17 protein-coding genes are annotated in these 19,275 nt (G+C 73.8%); 11 read left to right on the forward strand and 6 right to left on the reverse strand.

Annotated features, from left to right (window positions below; genetic code table 11):
- Window positions 1–32 precede the first annotated feature (32 nt).
- Together ACH4PY_RS20225 and ACH4PY_RS20230 are read left to right on the forward strand one after the other, a co-directional pair.
- Window positions 33–1,373: an MFS transporter gene (locus tag ACH4PY_RS20225; RefSeq protein WP_398184255.1), complete on the forward strand. Its 1,341-nt coding sequence runs from the start codon at window positions 33–35 to the stop codon at window positions 1,371–1,373.
- Window positions 1,374–1,498: 125 nt separating this feature from the next.
- Entirely contained in the window at window positions 1,499–1,897 is a 399-nt protein-coding gene (locus ACH4PY_RS20230; RefSeq protein WP_398184258.1) for a hypothetical protein, read from the forward strand.
- Window positions 1,898–2,032: 135 nt separating this feature from the next.
- On the opposite strand, the gene ACH4PY_RS20235 is transcribed toward ACH4PY_RS20230, so the two are convergent.
- The 3 genes from ACH4PY_RS20235 to ACH4PY_RS20245 form a co-directional block, all read right to left on the reverse strand.
- The gene (locus ACH4PY_RS20235) at window positions 2,033–4,204 is read right to left on the reverse strand and encodes a SpoIIE family protein phosphatase (RefSeq protein WP_398184261.1); all 2,172 of its coding nucleotides are present in this window, start codon (window positions 4,202–4,204) and stop codon (window positions 2,033–2,035) included.
- Between the two features lie 103 nt (window positions 4,205–4,307).
- Window positions 4,308–5,138 carry a slipin family protein gene (locus ACH4PY_RS20240; protein WP_398184264.1) on the reverse strand — a complete coding sequence of 277 codons (831 nt, stop codon included), beginning with the start codon at window positions 5,136–5,138 and terminating at the stop codon, window positions 4,308–4,310.
- Window positions 5,139–5,248: 110 nt separating this feature from the next.
- Window positions 5,249–6,376: a PP2C family protein-serine/threonine phosphatase gene (locus tag ACH4PY_RS20245; protein WP_398184267.1), complete on the reverse strand. Its 1,128-nt coding sequence runs from the start codon at window positions 6,374–6,376 to the stop codon at window positions 5,249–5,251.
- 235 nt (window positions 6,377–6,611) lie between these two features.
- Between ACH4PY_RS20245 and ACH4PY_RS20250 the strand changes: the two genes are divergently transcribed.
- The 7 genes from ACH4PY_RS20250 (at window position 6,612) to ACH4PY_RS20280 (ending at window position 15,287) form a co-directional block, all read left to right on the forward strand.
- On the forward strand, window positions 6,612–7,544 hold the full coding sequence (locus tag ACH4PY_RS20250) for an oxidoreductase (protein WP_398184270.1): 933 nt from the start codon (window positions 6,612–6,614) through the stop codon (window positions 7,542–7,544).
- A gap of 433 nt (window positions 7,545–7,977) precedes the next feature.
- Entirely contained in the window at window positions 7,978–9,654 is a 1,677-nt protein-coding gene (locus ACH4PY_RS20255) for a xylosidase (RefSeq protein ID WP_398184273.1), read from the forward strand.
- Window positions 9,655–9,855: 201 nt separating this feature from the next.
- Entirely contained in the window at window positions 9,856–11,409 is a 1,554-nt protein-coding gene (locus ACH4PY_RS20260; RefSeq protein WP_398184276.1) for an MFS transporter, read from the forward strand.
- A 91-nt stretch (window positions 11,410–11,500) separates the two neighbouring features.
- Window positions 11,501–12,667: an ABC transporter ATP-binding protein gene (locus tag ACH4PY_RS20265; protein ID WP_398184278.1), complete on the forward strand. Its 1,167-nt coding sequence runs from the start codon at window positions 11,501–11,503 to the stop codon at window positions 12,665–12,667.
- On the forward strand, window positions 12,664–13,389 hold the full coding sequence (locus tag ACH4PY_RS20270) for an ABC transporter permease (protein ID WP_398184281.1): 726 nt from the start codon (window positions 12,664–12,666) through the stop codon (window positions 13,387–13,389). Before ACH4PY_RS20265 ends, ACH4PY_RS20270 begins: the two co-directional genes overlap by 4 nt.
- Window positions 13,386–14,054 carry an ABC transporter permease gene (locus ACH4PY_RS20275; protein ID WP_398184284.1) on the forward strand — a complete coding sequence of 223 codons (669 nt, stop codon included), beginning with the start codon at window positions 13,386–13,388 and terminating at the stop codon, window positions 14,052–14,054. Before ACH4PY_RS20270 ends, ACH4PY_RS20275 begins: the two co-directional genes overlap by 4 nt.
- Window positions 14,055–14,270: 216 nt before the next feature.
- On the forward strand, window positions 14,271–15,287 hold the full coding sequence (locus ACH4PY_RS20280) for an ABC transporter substrate-binding protein (protein WP_398184287.1): 1,017 nt from the start codon (window positions 14,271–14,273) through the stop codon (window positions 15,285–15,287).
- Window positions 15,288–15,358: 71 nt separating this feature from the next.
- On the opposite strand, the gene ACH4PY_RS20285 is transcribed toward ACH4PY_RS20280, so the two are convergent.
- On the reverse strand, window positions 15,359–16,081 hold the full coding sequence (locus ACH4PY_RS20285; protein ID WP_398184676.1) for a LysR substrate-binding domain-containing protein: 723 nt from the start codon (window positions 16,079–16,081) through the stop codon (window positions 15,359–15,361).
- Window positions 16,082–16,262: 181 nt separating this feature from the next.
- Here ACH4PY_RS20285 and ACH4PY_RS20290 point away from each other — a divergent pair, with 181 nt between their 5' ends.
- The gene (locus ACH4PY_RS20290) at window positions 16,263–16,655 is read left to right on the forward strand and encodes a DUF5997 family protein (protein WP_398184290.1); all 393 of its coding nucleotides are present in this window, start codon (window positions 16,263–16,265) and stop codon (window positions 16,653–16,655) included.
- 85 nt (window positions 16,656–16,740) lie between these two features.
- On the opposite strand, the gene ACH4PY_RS20295 is transcribed toward ACH4PY_RS20290, so the two are convergent.
- Together ACH4PY_RS20295 and ACH4PY_RS20300 are read right to left on the reverse strand one after the other, a co-directional pair.
- A complete protein-coding gene (locus ACH4PY_RS20295; RefSeq protein ID WP_398184293.1) occupies window positions 16,741–17,211 on the reverse strand; it encodes a carboxymuconolactone decarboxylase family protein in 471 nt (156 codons plus the stop codon).
- Between the two features lie 104 nt (window positions 17,212–17,315).
- Window positions 17,316–18,608, reverse strand: coding sequence for an MFS transporter (locus ACH4PY_RS20300; protein WP_398184296.1), 1,293 nt, complete (start codon window positions 18,606–18,608; stop codon window positions 17,316–17,318).
- Between the two features lie 75 nt (window positions 18,609–18,683).
- Between ACH4PY_RS20300 and ACH4PY_RS20305 the strand changes: the two genes are divergently transcribed.
- Window positions 18,684–19,262 (forward strand): TetR-like C-terminal domain-containing protein, encoded by a 579-nt coding sequence (locus tag ACH4PY_RS20305; protein WP_398184301.1) that lies wholly within the window; start codon window positions 18,684–18,686, stop codon window positions 19,260–19,262.
- The last annotated feature ends 13 nt before the right edge of the window (window positions 19,263–19,275 follow it).

Here is a 19,275-nt window from a genome sequence, read left to right on the forward strand (position 1 = left end):
GCGTTGTGAGTTACCTCCGTAACGTCCGCCGGATGAGAAGGCGTTACGGACTGGGCATGTACCTCGCCGGGGCGGTCGCGGCGCGCGCGGGCGACGAGATGTCGGGGCCCGCGCTGATGCTCGCGGGATTCGCCCTCACCGGCTCGGCCGCCTCGGCGTCGGCGCTGCTCGCGGGGCTCACCGTCGCCGCGGCGGCGGGCGGCCCCGTGCTCGGGACGCTGCTGGACCGGCAGGAGCGGCCGGGCCGGCTGCTGGCCGCGGCGCTCGCGGCGTACGCGGCGGGCCTGACACTTCTGCTCGCGGGCCTGGGCAGGGTGCCGTTCGCGCTGTGCGTGGCCCTCGCGGTCCTCACCGGTCTCGCGGGCCCGGCCCTGTCCGGCGGCTGGACGGCCCAGCTCCCACGGGTGGCCGCACCCTCGCGGCTGCCGCGGGCGAACGCCCTCGACGCGCTGACCTTCACCCTGGCGAGCCTCACCGGCCCGGCCCTCGCCGGAGCCCTCGCGGAGGCCGCGAACGCCCCTGTGGCGGTGGCCGCCTCCGCCGTCCTGATCGCCGCGGCGGTCCCGGCGGCCTGGTCCCTCCCGGCGCGCGGCCCCGCCCGGACGGCAGCGCCACGACACCTGCCGGACGCCCCGTCAGCCGCCCCGCCCCACCGGCCGACCTGGCCCGTCCCGAAGGCACCGGCGGCCACCGCGTCGGCAACTCCCGCGCCGGCGACCACCACAGCCGTGGCTCCCCCGCTCCCGGGCGCCGTGCCGGGCGGCTCCGTGTGGCGGGAGCTCGGGGAGGGGGTGCGGGTCATCGGGCGGCGGCCGCGGTTGCGGCGGGCCACGGTCACGTCGGTGGGGTGCTCCGTGGCGCAGGGGATGCTCGCCGCGTGCCTTCCGCTGCTCGGGGAGCGGGAGTTCGGGAGTGCGGGGCGCGGCACGCTGCTGCTGTCGTGCGCGGCGCTCTCCTCGCTCGCGGCGGGCGGTGTCCTCGCCCGGTTCCCGCGTGCCGCAGCGCCGGACACGGTCGTGCGGCTGGCCGCGCTGGTCCAGGCGGCCGCGCTGGCACTGGCCGCCGGGTCCCGCCCGGTCCTGCTGGTCGCGGCGCTGCTGCTGGCCGGGGCCGGGGAGGGCCCGCAGCTCACGGCGCTGTTCGCGGTGCGGCACCGGGAGGCACCGGAGGCGCTGCGGGCGCGGGTGTTCACCACCGGGGCGAGCCTGAAGATCACCGGCTTCGCGCTGGGTGCGGCGGCCGCAGGACCGGTCGCGGCCCGCTCCGTCCCGGCCGCCCTGCTGGCGGCGGGCGTCGCCGCGCTCTCCGCGGCCTGCCCGGCGGGCGCCGCGGGCCGGGCCGGGGGAACAGCGCGGACGGCGCGGGGCCGTTGAACAGGCCATGGCGAGGCGGGGCGGTCCGCCCGCGCGTCCGGGGCCGGAGGCGCTGGGCCTTGCGTGTCGGAGCCGCCCGGTAGCATCACCCCGCGTCATGGGGCGAACGCCGGGGAGGACCGCACATGCAGCTCGCCGGTGTCGAGGTTCGGGTGAACCACCCGGTTCTGGCGCTGGGGTCGATCGACTGGCTGCCGGTGCTGGATCTGAGGGACGAGCCCGCGGTCGGGTGCGACACCCATGTGGTGGTCCGGGTCCAGGCTCGGACGCGACTCGTCAGGGTCCGGCTCTTCACCCGGCCGCTCGGTCAGGGGCTCGGGCCGGATCCTTCCTTCACGACCGTCTTCGAGGGGCCGATCTCGTTGACCGACGGACGGCTGGTCATCGGCGACGTCATGGGCGAGACCCGCTTCGTGAGCCTCATCGGTGAAGCGGGCAGGCGGCAGATCCGTGTCGCTGTCGACGAGCCCGGCGGGCACGCGACCGCGGTCGACATCTGCGTGGGCCCGAAGCTCAGGCAGTGAGCGTGCCCGTCGCGGCGAAGGCCCGTCCAGGGCCGTGAAGCGCGCGGTTCGGGCGGTGGCACCGGGCGGGCCGGGGGACAGGAGATCCCGGCTGGACGCGGCACCGCCGGAGCGGACGGCGGCGGCGGGAGCCGGTCAGCGCTCCGGGGCGGTGATGTCCTGCTCGGTCCAGATGATCTTGCCCGTGGCGGTGTGCCGGGTCCCCCAGCGGTCGGTGAGCTGGGCGACCAGCAGCAGGCCGCGGCCGCCCTCGTCCCACACCCGGGCGCGGCGCAGGTGCGGGGCGGCGCTGCTGCCGTCGGACACCTCGCAGAAGAGCGACGCGTCGTCCCGGATGAGCCGCAGCCGGACGGGCGGGCGGCCGTGCCGGATGGCGTTGGTGACCAGCTCGCTGATGACCAGCTCCATCGTGAAGACGGCCTCGTCCAGCCCCCACGCGTCGAGCTGCTCGACGGCGATCTTGCGGACCCTGGCGACCTCGGCCGGGTCGTCGGAGACGTCCCAGGAGGCGACCCGGTCGGCGCTGAGCGCGCGCGTGCGGACCAGCAGCAGGGCGACGTCGTCGGCCGGCGGCGAGGGCAGCAGGGTGCGCAGCAGCAGGTCGCAGGTCTCCTCCAGCGGGCGGCCTGACGTGGTGAGCAGCGCGCGCATGGTCTCCATCGCGGAGTCCACGTCGGCGCCCGGTGCCTTGACCAGCCCGTCGGTGTAGAACGCCAGCAGGCTGCCCTCGGCGAGCCGCAGCTCGGCCGCCTCGAAGGGGAGCCCGCCGATGCCCAGCGGCGGGCCGACGGGGAGGTCGGCGAAGACCGCCTTGCCGTCGGGGCTGACGACCGCGGGCGGCGGATGGCCGGCCGACGCCATCCAGCAGTTGCGCGACACCGGGTCGTACACGGCGTAGAGGCAGGTGGCGCTCATCTCGCCGAGGCCCTGCTGCTCGGCGTCGGCGCTGTCGGAGACGGCGGCCTCGCGGACGAGCCGGGTGATGACGTCGTCGAGCCGGGTGAGCACCTCGTCCGGCGGCAGGTCGATGTCGGCGAGGGTGCGGACGGCCGCGCGCAGCCGTCCCATCGCCGCGGCGGCGCGCAGCCCGTGGCCGACGACGTCGCCGACGACGAGCGCGACCCGGGCGCCGGACAGCGGGATCACGTCGTACCAGTCGCCGCCCGCGCCGCTGCGCGAGCCCGCCGGGCGGTAGCGGGCGGCAGCCTCGACGGCGGTCGGCGTGGCCAGGGTGCCGGGCAGCAGGCTGCGCTGGAGCATCACGGCGGTGGCCCGCTCCCGCGTGTAGCGGCGGGCGTTGTCGACGCAGACGGCGGCGCGCCGGGCCAGCTCCTCGGCCACCCCGAGGTCGTCCGCCTCGTACGGGGCCTTGGTGCGGTGGCGGCAGAACATGGCCAGGCCCAGCGTGACGCCCCGCGCGCGCAGCGGGACGACCAGCGCGCTGTGGATGCCGTACTCCCGGATCGAGGCCTGCCGTTCGGGGGAGGCGGACCACCAGTCCAGCGTGGACTCGCTGACCTGCTGGAGGAAGCCGTGGCCGGTCGCGAGGGTGCGTCCGGCGGGCGAACCGGCGGGGTAGACGTGCTTGTCGCCGAGTGCCACGACGGCCTCGGGGCAGCCGTCCAGGACCGAGCGCTGGGCGGTGCGGCGCAGCACCACGCCGCCCTCGGGGTCGGGGTCGAGCACGTCCTCGTCGCCGCTGAGCAGTTGCTCCAGCAGATCGACGGTCACGTAGTCGGCGAATTCCTCGGTGCTCATCAGGGCCAGCTCGTCGGCGGTGTGGAAGACGTCGAGGGTGTTGCCGATCCGCAGCGAGGCCTCGTAGACCATCGCGAGCCGGCGGCGGCTGCCGTGCTCCTGCTCGGGGGGTACGGCGTCGGCGTCGGAGAGCCGCACGGCGGTGCCCTGCGGAAGGACGCGGACGGCCCAGCAGCGGGCGCCCGCGAGGTCGCCGCCGGGCTCGCACGCGGCGGCGCCGGACCCGCCCTCGCCTCCCTCGCCGTCCCCGTGGCCCTCGCCGTCCGCCGCCGTCGCCAGCGGTTCCGCGCACCACAGCGCGTCGATGCGCTCACCGGTACGGTCGCGGACCGGCGCGAAGGTCGTCCAGCCGGTGTTGGCGCCCCACGGCAGCAGGTCGGGCCGCACGCCGAGCAGCTCCTGCACGGGCCTGCCGACCGCCTCGGCGGGGCCGAAGCCCAGCAGCTCCTGGGCGTCACCGCCCCACGCGGTGATCCGGCCCCGGGCGTCGACCGTGCAGGAGGCCGAGCCGCCCGCCGCCGGGTCGCCGGCCGCCGAGTCACCCGCCACCGGGTCACCGCCGGGGGGCGGAGGCGTGCCGGACCGCGCCTCGGGATCCCGGGAGCGGGCTCGTGAGGCGTGCGGACGCGGTCCGGCGACGCGCCGCCCGCGGTCACTGCCCAGGGTCGATCTCCGGCGGCGTGTCGGTGCCGCGGGAGCCTCCCACGGCCGGGGGTTCGTCCACCGGTTCGACCCGTGGCAGCGGGGCGTTCCGGTCGGGTGGCCGGCCGCTCTCGTCGGTGACGAACCGGGCCACGGCCTTCGCGCTGTCCAGGAGCTGCGCGGGAAAGACGACCGTGCTGTTCTTCTCGGCCGCGATCTCCGCGAGGACCTGCAGATTCCGCAGCTGCAGCGCCACCGGGTGGTCGGCGATGACGTCGGCGGCCTCGGCGAGCCGGCCGGCGCTGAGCGCCTCGCCCTCGGCCGCGATGATCTTGGCGCGCTTCTCCCGCTCGGCCTCCGCCTGGCGGGCCATCGCCCGCTGCATGGTGACCGGCAGCTCGATGTCCTTCAGCTCGACGAGGAAGACCTGGACGCCCCACTGCTCCGTGATGCCGTCCAGGATCTCTCGGATGGCGAGGTTGAGCGTCTGGGTGTCGGTGAGGACCTGGTCCAGCATCGACCGGCCGACGATGTTGCGGACCGTGGTCTGCGCGATCTGCCCGACCGCCTGGGCGACGTCCTCGATCTCCACGATCGCCTTGACCGCGTCCACCCGGCGGAAATAGGCGACCGCCGCGACGCCGATCGACACATTGTCCTGCGTGATGACCTGCTGTGACGGCACGGGCATCGTGACCGTCCGCAGACTGACCTTCCACATGTGGTCGGAGAGCGGAATCATGAAGTGGAAGCCGGGCCTGCGCACTCCGCGCAGCCGCCCGAGCCGGAAAACCACTCCTCGCTCGTACTGCCGCACGATGGCGATTCCGAGGTTCGGCATGGCGCAGCCTCCCGCTGTCGGCTCCCTTCCAGCATCCCTCGCATCGGGCCGCGACGCGCCGCGAGAGCCGCGTGAACGGGTGAGACGTCCCCGCCCGGGGCGGCGCGGGGTCACCGGCCGGGCGGCTCCCGCCCGCTTTCCGCCGTCCGCGGGGCCTCCACCTGGACCACCAGCGCGGCGATGTCGTCGTCGAGGCCGTCGCCGAAGCTGATCAGCCGGTCGTGCAGCTGGTCGAGCAGGCGGCGCGGCGGCGCCGGGTCCAGGCTGCCGAGCCAGGCCAGCAGCGGGAAGAAGCGGCCCTCGTCGTCGCGGGTCTCGGTGACGCCGTCGGTGTAGAGCAGCAGCTGGTCGCCGGGGATCAGCTCGACGGTCTCGACGGCGTAGTCCGTGCCGAGCAGCGCCGCCATGTTCAGCGGCGGGGAGGCGGTGGACGGCTCCAGGGCGCGCACCTCCCGGCCGCGGATCAGGACCGGCGGGGGGTGTCCGCAGTTGAGCACCGTGGCGTCGCCGCCGCCGTGCGGGATCTGGGCCAGCACCGCGGTCGCGAAGCGCTCGGCGGACTCGCCGGACGGGAAGGACTCGCCGTAGCGGACCAGGCTGGTGTCCAGCCGCCGGGCCAGCGCGGCGAGGTCCGGCTCGTCGTAGGCGGCCTCCCGGAAGGAGTTGACCACCGCCCCCGCCACCCCCACGGCGGACAGCCCCTTGCCGCGCACGTCCCCGATGAGCAGCCGTACGCCGTACGGGGTGTCGGCCACCTCGTAGAGGTCACCGCCGATCCGGGCCTCGGCGGCGGCGGCCAGGTAGAGCGTCTGGACGCACATGCCGCCGATCCGCGGCGGCACCGGCCGCAGCACGACCGACTGCGCGGCCTCCGCGACCGAGCGGACCTGGAGGAGGGCGCGCTCGCGCTCCAGGCGGACGTGGCAGGCGTAGCCCGCGGCCGCGGTGACGGCGACGATGGCGGCGCCGGTGAAGAACACGGCGTGGTGGTGGAAGGTCAGATCGACGATCACCACCACGATCAGCGCCAACAAGCCGAGGCCGACCGTCGCGGCCACCGACCAGCTGGAGGCGGCGAGCGCGGGCGCGGCGGGCAGCATCCGGCTGATGGCGACTTCACGGGGTGTGACGACGGATGCCACGCCGATGGCCACGGTCAGCAGGATCGGCGCCAGCAGGGCGGGGACGGACCGGCCCGGCGCCGCGCGTCGTGGGCCGGGCGGCTGCGTCGTCGTCACACAAGCGAGCCTAATGGGACGAACGGGATTTTCCGCGCTACCGGACGGCCGCACGGGGCACGCCGGCGCCGCCGTCCGACACCGGATCAACTCCTGGCACCGCCGCATCGTTCCCGTGCGGGCTGTGACTTTTGCCCTCCCGGCAGGGCGTTCCGCGGGCGCGTCGCGGCGGGTCATACTCCGGGTCGCTCCGCGGGAACCTCCCCCGCGGGGAGACCTGGAGAAACGGGAGTCCATGACCTCTGCGACCTCACCCTCGGTCACCGCCGACGCGGCGGGCACCTGGCGCCTCGGCGACCTGACGGTACGCCGGATCGGGCTGGGCGCGATGCGCCTGACCGGCACCGCCGCCTTCCACAACGGGGTGCCGCGCGACCGCGACCAGGCGCTCGCGGTGCTGCGCCGGGCGGTCGAGCTGGGCGTCGACCACATCGACACCGCGGCCTTCTACTTCTCGTCGCTGCGCTCGGCGAACGAGCTGATCAACCGCGCCCTCGCGCCCTACCCCGACGACCTGGTGATCGCCACCAAGGTCGGTCCGGGCCGGGACCCGTCGGGCAGCTGGCTGCCGGCCGCCCGGCCGGACCAGCTGCGCGGCCAGGTGGAGGAGAACCTCCGCCAGCTCGGCCGCGACCATCTGGACCTGGTCAACCTGCGCATCATGCCCTCGATCCCGGCGGGCGGCGTCGCCGAGCGCATGGGGGCCCTGGAGGAGCTGCGCACGGCCGGGCTGATCCGCCGTCTGGGGGTGTCGAACGTGACGTCCGCCCAGCTCGCCGAGGCCCGCACCGCCGCCCCGGTGGTGTGCGTGCAGAACATGTACGGGCTCGCCGACCGGCGCAGCGCGGCGCTGCTGCGCGAGTGCGGCGAGCTGGGGCTGGCCTTCGTGCCCTTCTACTCGATCGCCGGGGAGGGACGGGAGATGGGCGCGGGCACGTCCCCCGGCGACACCGACGAGGCCGTGGCGGCGGTTGCGCGGACGCACGGCGTGTCGGCCGCCCAGGTGCGGCTGGCCTGGACGCTCCGGCAGGGCCCGCACGTGCTGGCGATCCCCGGCACCGGCGACCCGGACCACCTGGCGGACAACCTGGCCGCGGGCGCGCTGCGGCTCACCGACGAGGACATGGCCCTGCTGGACGGGTCCGGGCCGGCCGGGGCGACGGAGTGAACGCGGGCGGGGCCGTCCCGTCCGACAAGTCCTGAATCAACTCATCCGATGTTTTGACCTCGTTGCACAGGACGCAATCACCATCGGGGCGCGTGGAATGCCACTCTTTCCGGACAATTCGCCGATCCGGTCTGGACCCTTGACGGGATGTTTGGTTCAGCAGTTGAATCCCTGCGTACCGCCAACCGCGCTTTCGGAACCACTCAGCGTGGTGCGCGTCACGGGACTGCGCGCACCTCCCCCCACCGCAGGTCAGCCCGAATCCAGCGGACTCCAGCACGGCCGTGGCCGGGTCAGGCCATGGTCGCGCCCCGGGGCCTGAGTTCATCTGTTGAAGCCGCATCATGTGGAGACGGCGACAGCGGGTGAGGCGCGCTCAGTCCACCGTTGCGCCCGGCCGAGGCCGCCGTGCGCCGCCGTTCGGAGAGCTTCCATGGCAGTTTCGCGTCGTACGTTCATCGGAGCCGCGGCGGGCGGGACCGCCGCCGCGGCGCTCAGCACGCTGGGTTCCGCCCCCATCGCGTCCGCGGCCCCCGCGGTCGCGGCCGCCAGCGGGCCCGGAGACGTGGTCGGCAAGATCACGGTCGGCTACCAGGGCTGGTTCGCCTGTGTCGGCGACGGCTCACCGATCAACAGCTGGTGGCACTGGAGTCAGAACGGCGGGCAGGCGCCGTCGCCGTCCAACACGACGATCGTGGCGTGGCCGGACGTCCGCGAGTACACGAAGACGTACCAGACCGGTTACGCGGCGCTCGGGAACGGTCAGCCCGCGACGCTGTTCTCGTCGTACGACCAGCAGACGGTCGACACGCAGTTCCTGTGGATGCAGCAGAACAACATCGACACCGCCGCGCTCCAGCGCTTCAACCCCACCGGCGGCGAGGGGCCCAACCGGGACGCGATGGCGGGCAAGGTGCGCAGCGCCGCCGAGTCGCACGGCCGGAAGTTCTACATCATGTACGACGTCAGCGACTGGACGACCATGCAGTCGGACATCAAGACCGACTGGACCAACAAGATGAAGGCGCACACCGCCTCACCGGCCTACGCCAAGCAGAACGGCAAGCCCGTGGTGTGCATCTGGGGCTTCGGCTTCGCCGACAACCAGCGGCCGTTCACAGCGGCGGCATGTCTCGACGTGCTCAACTGGTTCAAGGCGCAGGGCTGCTACGTGATCGGCGGGGTGCCGACCTGGTGGCGTACCGGCGACCGGGACTCCCGCCCCGGCTTCGCGGACGTCTACCACGCGTTCGACATGCTCAGCCCGTGGATGGTCGGCCGGATCGGCAACGTCGCGGACGCCGACAACTTCTACAACCAGGCGACGGTGCCGGACCTGGCCGAGTGCGCGGCGCACGGCATCGACTACCAGCCGTGCGTGCTGCCCGGCTCGGTCACCGGCCGCCAGCGCGCGCACGGCGACTTCATGTGGCGGCAGTTCTACAACATGTGCCGCGCCGGCGTGCAGGGCATCTACATCTCGATGTTCGACGAGTACAACGAGGGCAACCAGATCGCCAAGACCGCCGAGTCCCAGGCCTTCGTCCCCACCAACTCCGGCTTCCTCGCCCTCGACGAGGACGGCACCGCCTGCTCCTCCGACTACTACCTGCGCCTGACCGGCGACGGCGGCCGCATGCTCAAAGGCCAGATCGCCCTCACCGCCACCCGCCCCACCCAGCCCACGGTCGGCACCTCCCCGGGTGGCGGCACGGGCACGGTGGTGAGCCTGCGGGCGCGCGCCAACGGCGACTACGTCACGGCCGAGAACGGCGGCGCGGCCCCGCTGATCGCCAACCGCACCTCGATCGGGCCGTGGGAGCAGTTCGACCTGCTCGACCTGGGCGGCGGCAATGTCGCGCTGCGGGCGCACGCCAACAACCTGATCGTGTGCGCCGACAACGCGGGAGCCTCGCCGCTCATCGCCAACCGCACCTCGGCGGGGGCCTGGGAGACCTTCCAGCTCGTCCACAACTCCAACGGCACCGTCAGCCTCAAGGCGCAGGTCAACGGCCTGTACGTGACGGCGGAGAACGGCGGGGCCGCCGCACTGGTCGCCAGCCGTACGGCCGTCGGCGGCTGGGAGCAGTTCGACCTCGTCACCGACTGACGCACCTCGCGGCCATGACGGCCGGCCACTGACCCCCCGCGCGGGCACGCGGGGCTTCGGGAGGGCGGGCGGGTCTCCCCGGACGGGCATCCGGGTGACCCGCCCGCCCGTCGAGTGGCGCGGCGGACGCGGCGGGCCCACCGTGGTGGAGTCCGTGTCCGCCCTGGTGGCGGGCGGTTCCGCCACCAGACGAGGAGCGCCATGGCCGACGCCGCGGAGAAGGCCCCGGGGCCGCGGAAACTGGTCCTGGCGGCGATGATCTTCGCGGTCGCGATGACCTTCATCGACCAGACCATCGTCTCGATCGCCGTGCCCGACATCCAGAGCGAGCTGAAGCTCTCCAACACCGGGGTGCAGTGGGTGGTCAACGCCTACCTGCTCGCGCTCGCCGCGCTCTTCGCCTACGGCGGACGGCTCGCCGACACCGTCGGGCACCGCAGGGTCGTGGTGTGGGGGGTGATCGTCTTCGCGACCGCGTCGCTGCTGTGCGGGCTGACGCCGACCGGGAGCGCCGCGCAGGCCTGGATCGTGGTCTTCCGGGCGGTGCAGGGCGCAGGCGGCGCTGTCATGTTCCCCGCCGCGCTGGGCATCGTGGTGCAGACCTTCGCGCTGCGTGAGCGCGGCCGGGCGCTCGCGCTCTTCTTCGGCATCGCGGGCGGTCTCACCGCGATCGGCCCGCTCCTCGGCGGCTATCTCACCGAGTGGACGTGGCGGGCCATCTTCTGGGTGAACATCCCGGTGGCCGTCGTCGCGTTGGTGCTGATCGCGCTGTCCCGGCCGGAGACCGAGCACCGCCCGGCGCCCATGGACTACCGCGGGCTGGTGCTCATCGCGGCGGGCGTGACGCTGAGCGTCTTCGGCTTCCAGCAGGCCGGGATCTGGGGCTGGGGCAACCCCGGCATCGGCCTGTCGATCGCGGCCGGGGCGCTGCTGCTGGTCGTCTTCGCCGTGGTGGAACTGCGGACGGCGGAGCCGCTGATGCAGGTGCGGATCTTCCGGGTGCGGGCGTTCCTGGTGGAGAACGCGGTGCTGGGCGTCGCGATGCTCACGTTCGTCCCGGTCTTCTTCTTCGCCAGCGAGTACGCGCAGATCGCGCTCGGCAAGTCCGCGTCCGAGGCGGGCCTGTACCTGCTGTACTTCTTCCTCGGCTTCGTCGTCGCCTCGCAGATCGGCGGCCGGATGCTGGACACCCGCGGGGCCAGGCGGCCGGTCGCGCTGGGCTGCGCGCTGTCCGCGCTGGGCTTCCTGCTGTGGGCGGGCAAGGCGACCGACCTCGACTTCTCCCACCAGATGTGGCAGGTGATCCTGGCCGGTTTCGGGATGGGCATGATGCTCAGCCCGGCCAGCACGGACGCGGTCAACCGCGCCTCGCGGCTGTCGTACGGCGAGGCGACCGGTATCACCCAGACGGTGCGCAACTACGCGGCCTCGCTGGGCCTCGCGGTGCTGGGCACCGTCTCGGTCACCGAGTTCCGCCGCCACCTGACGCACTCGCTCACCGCGCGCGGGCTGCCGCCGGACCAGGCCGCCGACCAGGCGCGGACCATCGCGCAGGCCCATTCGACGGCGCAGGGCGGCAGCGGCGCGATCCCCGCCTTCGTCCGGACGGACTTCGCCGAGTCGACGCGCACGGTGCTCTACTGCATGGCCGGCGTCATGGCGGTGGCCGCGCTCGTGGCCCACTTCGGGCTGCGGCCGGGGCTCCAGGAGGAGCACCCCGACGACCCGCCACAGGTGACGCCCGACCGCTCCTGAGGCCCCCGGTCTAGACTCTTCTGGCACCGGCCTGTCCGAAACCGACCGGAGGCAGGCCGTCCATGCCCGATCCCGAGGGGTATTCGGCACTTTGATACAGATAGAGTCAGTTACCAAGCGATACCCCGACGGCACCACGGCGGTCGACGGCCTGTCGCTGGAGATCCCGGACGGATCGATCACCGTCCTGGTGGGCCCGTCGGGATGCGGGAAGACCACCACCCTGCGGATGATCAACCGGATGGTCGAGCCGACATCCGGGCGGATCCTGCTGGACGGCGCGGACATACGCGAGCAGCCGGTCAACACGCTGCGCCGGTCCATGGGGTACGTCATCCAGAACGCCGGGCTCTTCCCGCACCGCACCATCGTCGACAACATCGCGACCGTCCCCCGTATGCTCGGCTGGGACCGCGGCCGGGCCCGGGAGCGCGCCCGCGAACTCATGGAGCGCGTCGGCCTCGACGCGGGGCTGGCCAAGCGCTACCCGTACCAGCTCTCCGGCGGCCAGCAGCAGCGCGTCGGCGTGGCCCGCGCGCTCGCCGCCGACCCGCCCGTGCTGCTCATGGACGAGCCGTTCTCCGCGGTCGACCCGATCGTCCGCAAGAGCCTGCAGGGCGAACTGCTGCGGATCCAGGAGGAGCTGGGCAAGACCATCGTCTTCGTCACGCACGACATCGACGAGGCCATCCGCATCGGCGACATGATCGCGGTGCTGCGCACCGGCGGCCTGCTGGCCCAGTTCGCGCGGCCCGACGAGCTGCTCTCCTCCCCCGCCGACGCCTTCGTCGAGGACTTCCTCGGCACCGACCGCGGCATCCGGCGGCTGTCGTTCTTCTCCTCGCAGGAGCTGGAACTGCTCACCGGACCCGTGCTGCCGGCCGGTGCGGACGCCGAGCGCGCCGCCCGCGCCGCCGCGGCCGGTGCGCCGTACGTCCTGCTCACCGACGCCGAGGGCCGCCCGCTGGGCTGGGCCCCCGCGAAGGACGCCGCCACGGCCGCGGGCAAGGGCGCGCGGGAGGAACTGCTGCCGCACGGCAGGCCCTTCGTGGCCGGGCGCGACTCGCTGCGGGACGCGCTGGACTGCGCGGTGCTCTCGCCGACCGGCTGGGCGGTCGCCGTGGACGGCGAGGGCGTGGCCGCCGGTGTGGTCTCGCAGGAGGCCATCGGCGCCGCGATCCGCAGCGCGCACGCGGCCGGAACGGACGGCGGCGGCGCCGACCGGGCCGCCACCACCAAGGCCGGGGCGGCCACATGAGCGGCACGGGGTTCTTCGACATCCCGAGCGACCTCCAGCACTCCTACGCCGGCCTGGTCGGGCTGCACCTCCAGGAGGCGATGATCCCGGTCGGCATCGGGCTGGCCGTCGCCCTGCCGCTCGGGCAGCTGTGCGTGCGCTTCCGCTGGATCTACCCGCCGCTGCTGTGGGTCACCACGGTGCTGTACGCGATCCCGTCGCTGGCCTTCTTCGTCTTCCTGATCGACTACACCGGCGCGACCAGGACCACCGTGATGATCCCGCTGACCGTCTACACTCTGGTGATCCTCGTTCCGGCGATCGTCGACGGCGTCAGATCGGTGCCCGAGGAGACGATGTCGGCGGCCACCGCGATGGGGCTGGGGCCCGTGCAGCGCTACCTCAGGGTGCAACTGCCGCTCGCCGTCCCGGCGATCTTCGCCGGGCTGCGGGTCGCGACCGCCTCCAGCATCAGCCTGGTGAGCGTCGGCGCGATCATCGGCAACCAGGGCGCGCTGGGCAACCTGCTGCAGGACGCGATCCTCTACCACCGCTCCAACCTGGCGCTGAACTCGGTGCTGTCCATCGCGGTGCTGTCGGTGATCATGGACGTCGTGCTGGTGCTGCTGCGCACCGCGCTGACCCCGTGGCTGCCGCGCGGCGGGCGCGCCGCGGGCCGGGCGGCGCGGGCAGCCGCCGTGGAACCGGCGGCCGAGGCCGCGCGGGCGGAGGCCGCCTCATGAGCCTCTTCCACTTCATCAGCGACTTCTTCCGGGACGGCGCCAACTGGCACGGCGCGTACGGCATCCCGCACCGGCTGCTGGAGCACCTCCAGTACACCTTCACCGCGCTCGGCATCGCCGCCGCCCTCGCGCTGCCCGTCGGCCTGGTGACCGGCCACACCGGGCGCGGCGGCAACGCGCTGGCGCTCATCGCCACCGCGGCCCGGGCGCTGCCCAGTTACGGCCTGCTGGTGCTGATGTTCTTCTGGCTGGGCCTGGGCCTGACCCCGGTGATGATCCCGCTGGTCGCGCTGGCCGTGCCGCCGATCCTGGTCACCACCTACGAGGCGATGCGCACCGTGGACCCCGCGCCGGTCGACGCCGCGCGCGGGATGGGCATGGGGCCGGCCGCGGTGCTCTTCCAGGTCGAACTGCCCATGGCGCTGCCGCTGGTGCTCAGCGGGCTGCGCTCGGCGGCGATCCAGGTGGTCTCGACCACCGCGATCGCCGCGACGGTCTCGCTCGGCGGCCTGGGGCGGTTCGTCGTGGACGGCCTCTACCAGTACAACTACCGGATCGTGGTGGGCGGGGCGACGCTCATCGCGGCCCTCGCGCTCGCCATGATCGGGCTGTTCTGGCTGGTCGGACGCGTGGTCGTGTCCCCCGGCGTACGGCGCGGCCGGTGACCGGACCGTATCCCGGGACGGTGCCCGAGCGCGCCGTCCGATGTCCCGTCGGGCGCGGGCGGCGCGTTCCGCGCCCGGCGGGCATCGATGCCAATCGGTGACCCTGGCGGCCTTGACTGCCTTTGCGGCCGCTGGATTGGATCATTCGGTGTACGGAACCGACGTTGCAAAAACAGCTGAACGCCATCCGAACCCTCACCCCCGGAAGCGGGAATCGTGACTTCACCTACGCAGCGCAGCAGCACAGGCCCTCGACACCTCCGAGTGACGGCGATCCTCATCGCCGCGACCACGGCCGCGGCGCTCCTCGCGGGCTGTAGCGACTCCTCCTCGTCCGACTCCGACCCGCTGAAGCCCGCGGCGCCGCCCGCGTCCGGCACCGGCAAGGACAAGGACCCGCTGGCGGGCAAGGCGCCGCAGAACGGCACGGTGGTCGTCGGGTCCAACAACTTCGCCGAGAGCGTCCTGCTGATGGACCTGTACGGCGAGGCGCTCAAGGCCAAGGGCGTCAACGTGCAGTACAAGCCGAACATCGGCACCCGCGAGATCACCTACGGGCTGGTCAAGAACGGCAGCGTGAGCGTGCTGCCGGAGTTCAACGGCTCGCTGCTGTCCTACCTGGACAAGACCGCCACGCCGACCACCCCGGAGGCGGCGACCGCGGCGATCGAGGCCAAGCTCGACCCGTCGCTGACGATGCTGGACCCGGCGCCGGCCGAGGACAAGGACTCGCTGACGGTCAACAAGGAGACCGCCGCGAAGTACCACCTGACGTCGCAGTCCACGATCGCGGACCTGGCCAAGTACGGCAAGGAGATCGTGGTGGGCGGCTCGCCGGAGTTCCAGACCCGGCAGCAGGGCCTGGTGGGCCTGAAGTCGCAGTACGGGCTGGACCCGAAGTCGTTCAAGCCGCTGGACGCGGGCGGCCCCATCACCGTCCAGGCGCTGAAGTCGAACGGTGTGCAGGCCGCCGACGTGTTCACCACGGACGCGTCGATCACCCGTGAGCACTTCGTGACGCTCCAGGACCCGAAGAAGCTCTTCGGGATCGCCAACGTCCAGCCCATGGTGTCCAAGACCGCCCTGACGCCGGAGGCCGTCGCGGCGCTCAACGCGGTGTCGGCCAAGCTCGACACCAAGTCGCTGCTCGACATGGACGCCCAGGTGCAGAACGACAAGAAGGACCCGCTCGACGTGGCCAAGGCCTGGCTGAAGTCGGTCGGCCTGGGCTGAGCCCCGATACGTACGCGCCCGGTCCGCAGCGCCGCGGACCGGGCGCGTACGTGTGTGCCCCCGGGCGTGTCCTACGAGCGGCGGCGGGGCTTGCCGCGGCGCGGCGCCGCGGACGTCCGGGCGCCCTTGCCCGCGGACGTGCGGGCCGATCCCGGCTTGGCCGGCTTCTTGCGCCCCGCGCCCGAGCCCCCGCCGGTGGCGGCCTTCGCGGGCGCGGCCTGCTCCGCGGCGGCGCGGCGGCCGCGGGTGCTGTTGGCGGTGCGGCCGCGGACGATCCCGATGAAGTCGTCGACGAGGTCGGTCGTCGCGTCCTCCCGCCAGGACAGCGCCACCTGCGACTGGGGCGCGTCGGCGACCGTGCGGTAGGTGAGGTCCCGGCGGTGGTGCAGCCGGGCCAGCGACTGCGGGACGACCAGCACGCCCACCCCGGCGGCGACCAGCTCGACGGCGTCCGCGGTGGTCGCCGGGCGCTCCAGCGCGGGGCGGCCGGGCGGGCGCTCCCAGCCGAGGGTGTCGTCGACGGGGTGCAGCACCAGTTCGTCGGCGAGGTCGGCGAGCGCGATCTCCTCGGCGGCGGCCACGAAGTGGTCCTTGGGGACGATCACCACGGTGGTCTCGGTGTAGAGCGGGATCGCGCTGAGGTCGGTGCGGTCGACCGGCAGCCGCAGCAGTCCGGCGTCGGCGCCGCGGGCCCGCAGCAGCCCCGCCGCCTCCACGGGCGGCACCGCGACCAGTTCCAGCGGGACGTCCGGCAGCCGCTCCGCCCAGATCCGCACCCACTTGGACGGCGTCACACCCGGGACGTACGCGAGCCGGAAGACCGGCCCCGCGGGCGGCGCGGACGCGTCAGGGCCCTCGGTGGTGTCGGGGCCCTCGGTGGTGTCGGGGTTCTGGTGCGTCTCTTGCGTGCCGGTCACCTCGCAAGGCTATCGGCGACGGTCGGGGGCGGCACACGCGGTCGTTACCCTTGTGGGCATGACGTCGCAGAAATCCGTCCAGACGATGAAGCCCGCCACGGCGGCCAAGAAGCTGGGCGTGTACCTCCCGGCCACCCCCGCGCAGTTCCAGGAGGGTGTCGTCTCCCGGAAGGAGCTGGACGCGCTCCAGGCCGACCCGCCGCAGTGGCTGCGCGACCTGCGGCGCGACGGACCGCACCCGCGCCCGGTCGTGGCCGCGAAGCTCGGTGTGTCCATCGCGGGCCTGGCCCGCGGGGGTGTCACCGAGGCGCTCACCACGGAGCAGGTCGAGGCGCTGAAGCAGGAGAGCCCGGTGTGGCTGGAGAAGGAGCGCGCCACGCAGGCCGAGGTGCGCAAGGAGGCGGTCCGGCTGAAGGAGAAGCGCGCGGCGGAGGACCGTCCCGCCCGCTGACCGCGGCACACGGCCGAGGGCCCGCCCCGGAAGGGGGCGGGCCCTCGTGCGTTGGCCGGGGCACGTCCCGGCGGTGCGGGGCGGGTCAGCCCCACTGGCCGGGCTGGTAGTCCCCGGCGGGCTGGCGGGTCAGGACGTTCAGCCGGTTGTAGACGTTGATCACGCCGATCAGGCACACCAGCGCGGTCAGCTGCTCCTCGTCGTAGTGCTGGGCGGCCTGCGCCCACACGTCGTCGGGGACACCGGCGGCGTCGGCGAGCCGGGTGCCGGCCTCGGTCAGCGCGAGGGCGGCGCGTTCGGCCTCGGTGAAGACCGTGGCCTCCCGCCAGGCGGCGACCAGGGCCAGCCGCACCACGCTCTCCCCCGCGGCCGCCGCGTCCTTGGTGTGCATGTCCAGGCAGGCGCCGCAGCCGTTGATCTGGCTGGCGCGGATCTTGACCAGCTCCTGCGTGGCGGCGGGCAGCGAGGAGTCGGTGACGGCCTTGCCCGCGGAGTTGACGTACTTCGCGACCTTGGCGCCGACGGGGTTGGTGTAGTAGCTCAGACGGGCGTCCATGACGGTCTCCTTGCGGTGGTGGCCCCCGGGGGGGCTTGCACTGCACTGACTCCCGGGCCGGGCCGGATGTGACCGCCGGGCGCGGCGCGCGGCGGTGATCCGCGTCACCCCGCCGTTGAGGCGCGGGCGGCGGCGCGGGAGGTCCGCAGCCGCTGGGCGACGAGCGCGAGGACGCCGAAGGCGATCACGGCGGAGCTGTAGACGACCGCGGTGCGGTGCAGGCCGACGTCGGTGGTGGCGAAGCCCGCGATGACGGCGGGGATGCTGAAGGCCAGGTAGGAGATGACGAAGGCGACGGCGAACAGCTCGCCGCGCTCGGCCGGGGCGGCGATCCGGGCCAGCGTGCCGAAGCTCGCCAGTCCCGCGGCCCCGAAGCCGACCCCGGCCAGAGCGGTGCCGAGCGCCGCCGCGGTCACCGAGTCCGCCTCCACACCGGCCAGGCCGACGCCCGTGCCCAGCGCCAGCAGGCTCGCGCCCAGGGCGAGGGTGCGCTCGGTCGGCCAGGGCCGCAGCACGAAAGCCGTCACGGACGCGGGCGCGCACAGCAGGGTGACGACCAGGCCGCCGATGACGTGGCTCGACAGGCCGAACAGCCCCGCGGCGACCGAGGGCCCGAGGGCGAGGTAGAGCCCGCCGAGCGCCCAGCTCGCGACCAGGATCGGCACCAGCGCGAGCAGGTCGGCCCGCAGCCGGGGCGCGACGCCGAGCCGCGGCTGGAGCGAGCGTACGGCGCCGGGGCGGCGCTGCGAGGTCTCCGGCAGCAGGGCCGCGACGAGTGCGGCGACGGCCAGTCCGGCCAGCAGCAGCACGTAGACCAGCCGCGTCGGGTGCGGCCCGTACTGCACCAGGAAGCCGCAGCCGAGCGAGCCCACGGCGAGTCCGAAGGAGGGGGCGGCGCCGCTGACCACGCCCGCGCGGTGCGGCGCGTGCGACGGGTTGAGGTCGACCAGGGCAGCGCCGAGCGTCGTCATGGCGCCGCCGGTGGCGACGCCCTGCACGAAGCGGGCGGTGAGCAGGAGGGACACGTCACCGGCGGTGATGAAGAGCAGCATCGCCACCGCTTCCAGCGCGATGGCGGCGAGCAGCACGGGGCGGCGTCCGACGTGGTCGGACAGCGCCCCCAGGACGAGCAGCGCGCCGATCATGCCGACCACGTACACCGCGAAGACGGTGGTCAGCATGGTCGCGGAGAAGCCCCAGGCGTGCTGGTAGACGACGTAGAGCGGGGAGGGCGCGCTGGAGGCGGCCATGAAGAGGACGAAGATCGCGGCTATGGCGGCGAAGGCGGCGCCACGGCCGAGGCCGCGCCGCCGGGCCGGGCGGAGCGCCGTGGAGGATCTGCTCGTGGCGGGCGGTGCGGCGGGTCCGGGCTCCTGGGAGTTCGGCGCGACGGTCATGGATCTCTCCGGTTGCAGTGATCATTGCGTTAGTGACTCCTGGGCTAACGCAATGACCAGTGCGATAATTTCCGTATGACCGAAGCAGCCCAGCGGCGCCCCGGCGGCCGGTCGGCCCGGGTCCGGGCCGCCGTCCACCGTGCCGTCGCCGAACTGGTCGCCGCCGAACCGGCGGAGCCGCTGACCGTCCCACTGGTCGCCGCCCGCGCGGGCGTCCACCCCACCACCGTCTACCGGCGCTGGGGGTCGGTCGCGCACCTGCTGGCCGACGTCGCCACCAGCCGCTTCAGCGGCGACGTGGTGGTGCCCGACACCGGCACGCTGGCCGGCGACCTGGAGCGCTGGATGGCCGATGTGGCCACCGACCTCGCCGACCCCGACGTGCTCGCCCTGATGCGCGCCACGATCGGCTCCGGCCCCGAGGGCGGCTGCGCGTGCGCCGCCGACCGGCACGAGCAGCTCGCGGCGATCATCGGCCGCGAGCGTGCCCGCGGCGGGGCCGTCCCCGACGTGGAGCGGGCCGTCGACATGCTGCTCGGCCCGCTCTACTACCGGGCCGTCTTCAGCAGCCGGCCCGCCTCCGGCGACTGGGCCCGCGACTTGGTGGGCGCCCTGCTCGCGAGCTGCGACCGGGGCGCGGCGCCCGCGGCCTGACGGCATCGGCCGC

It is taken from the genome of Streptomyces sp. NPDC021224 (assembly GCF_044332905.1).
In the GTDB taxonomy this organism is placed as follows: Bacteria; Actinomycetota; Actinomycetes; order Streptomycetales; family Streptomycetaceae; genus Actinacidiphila.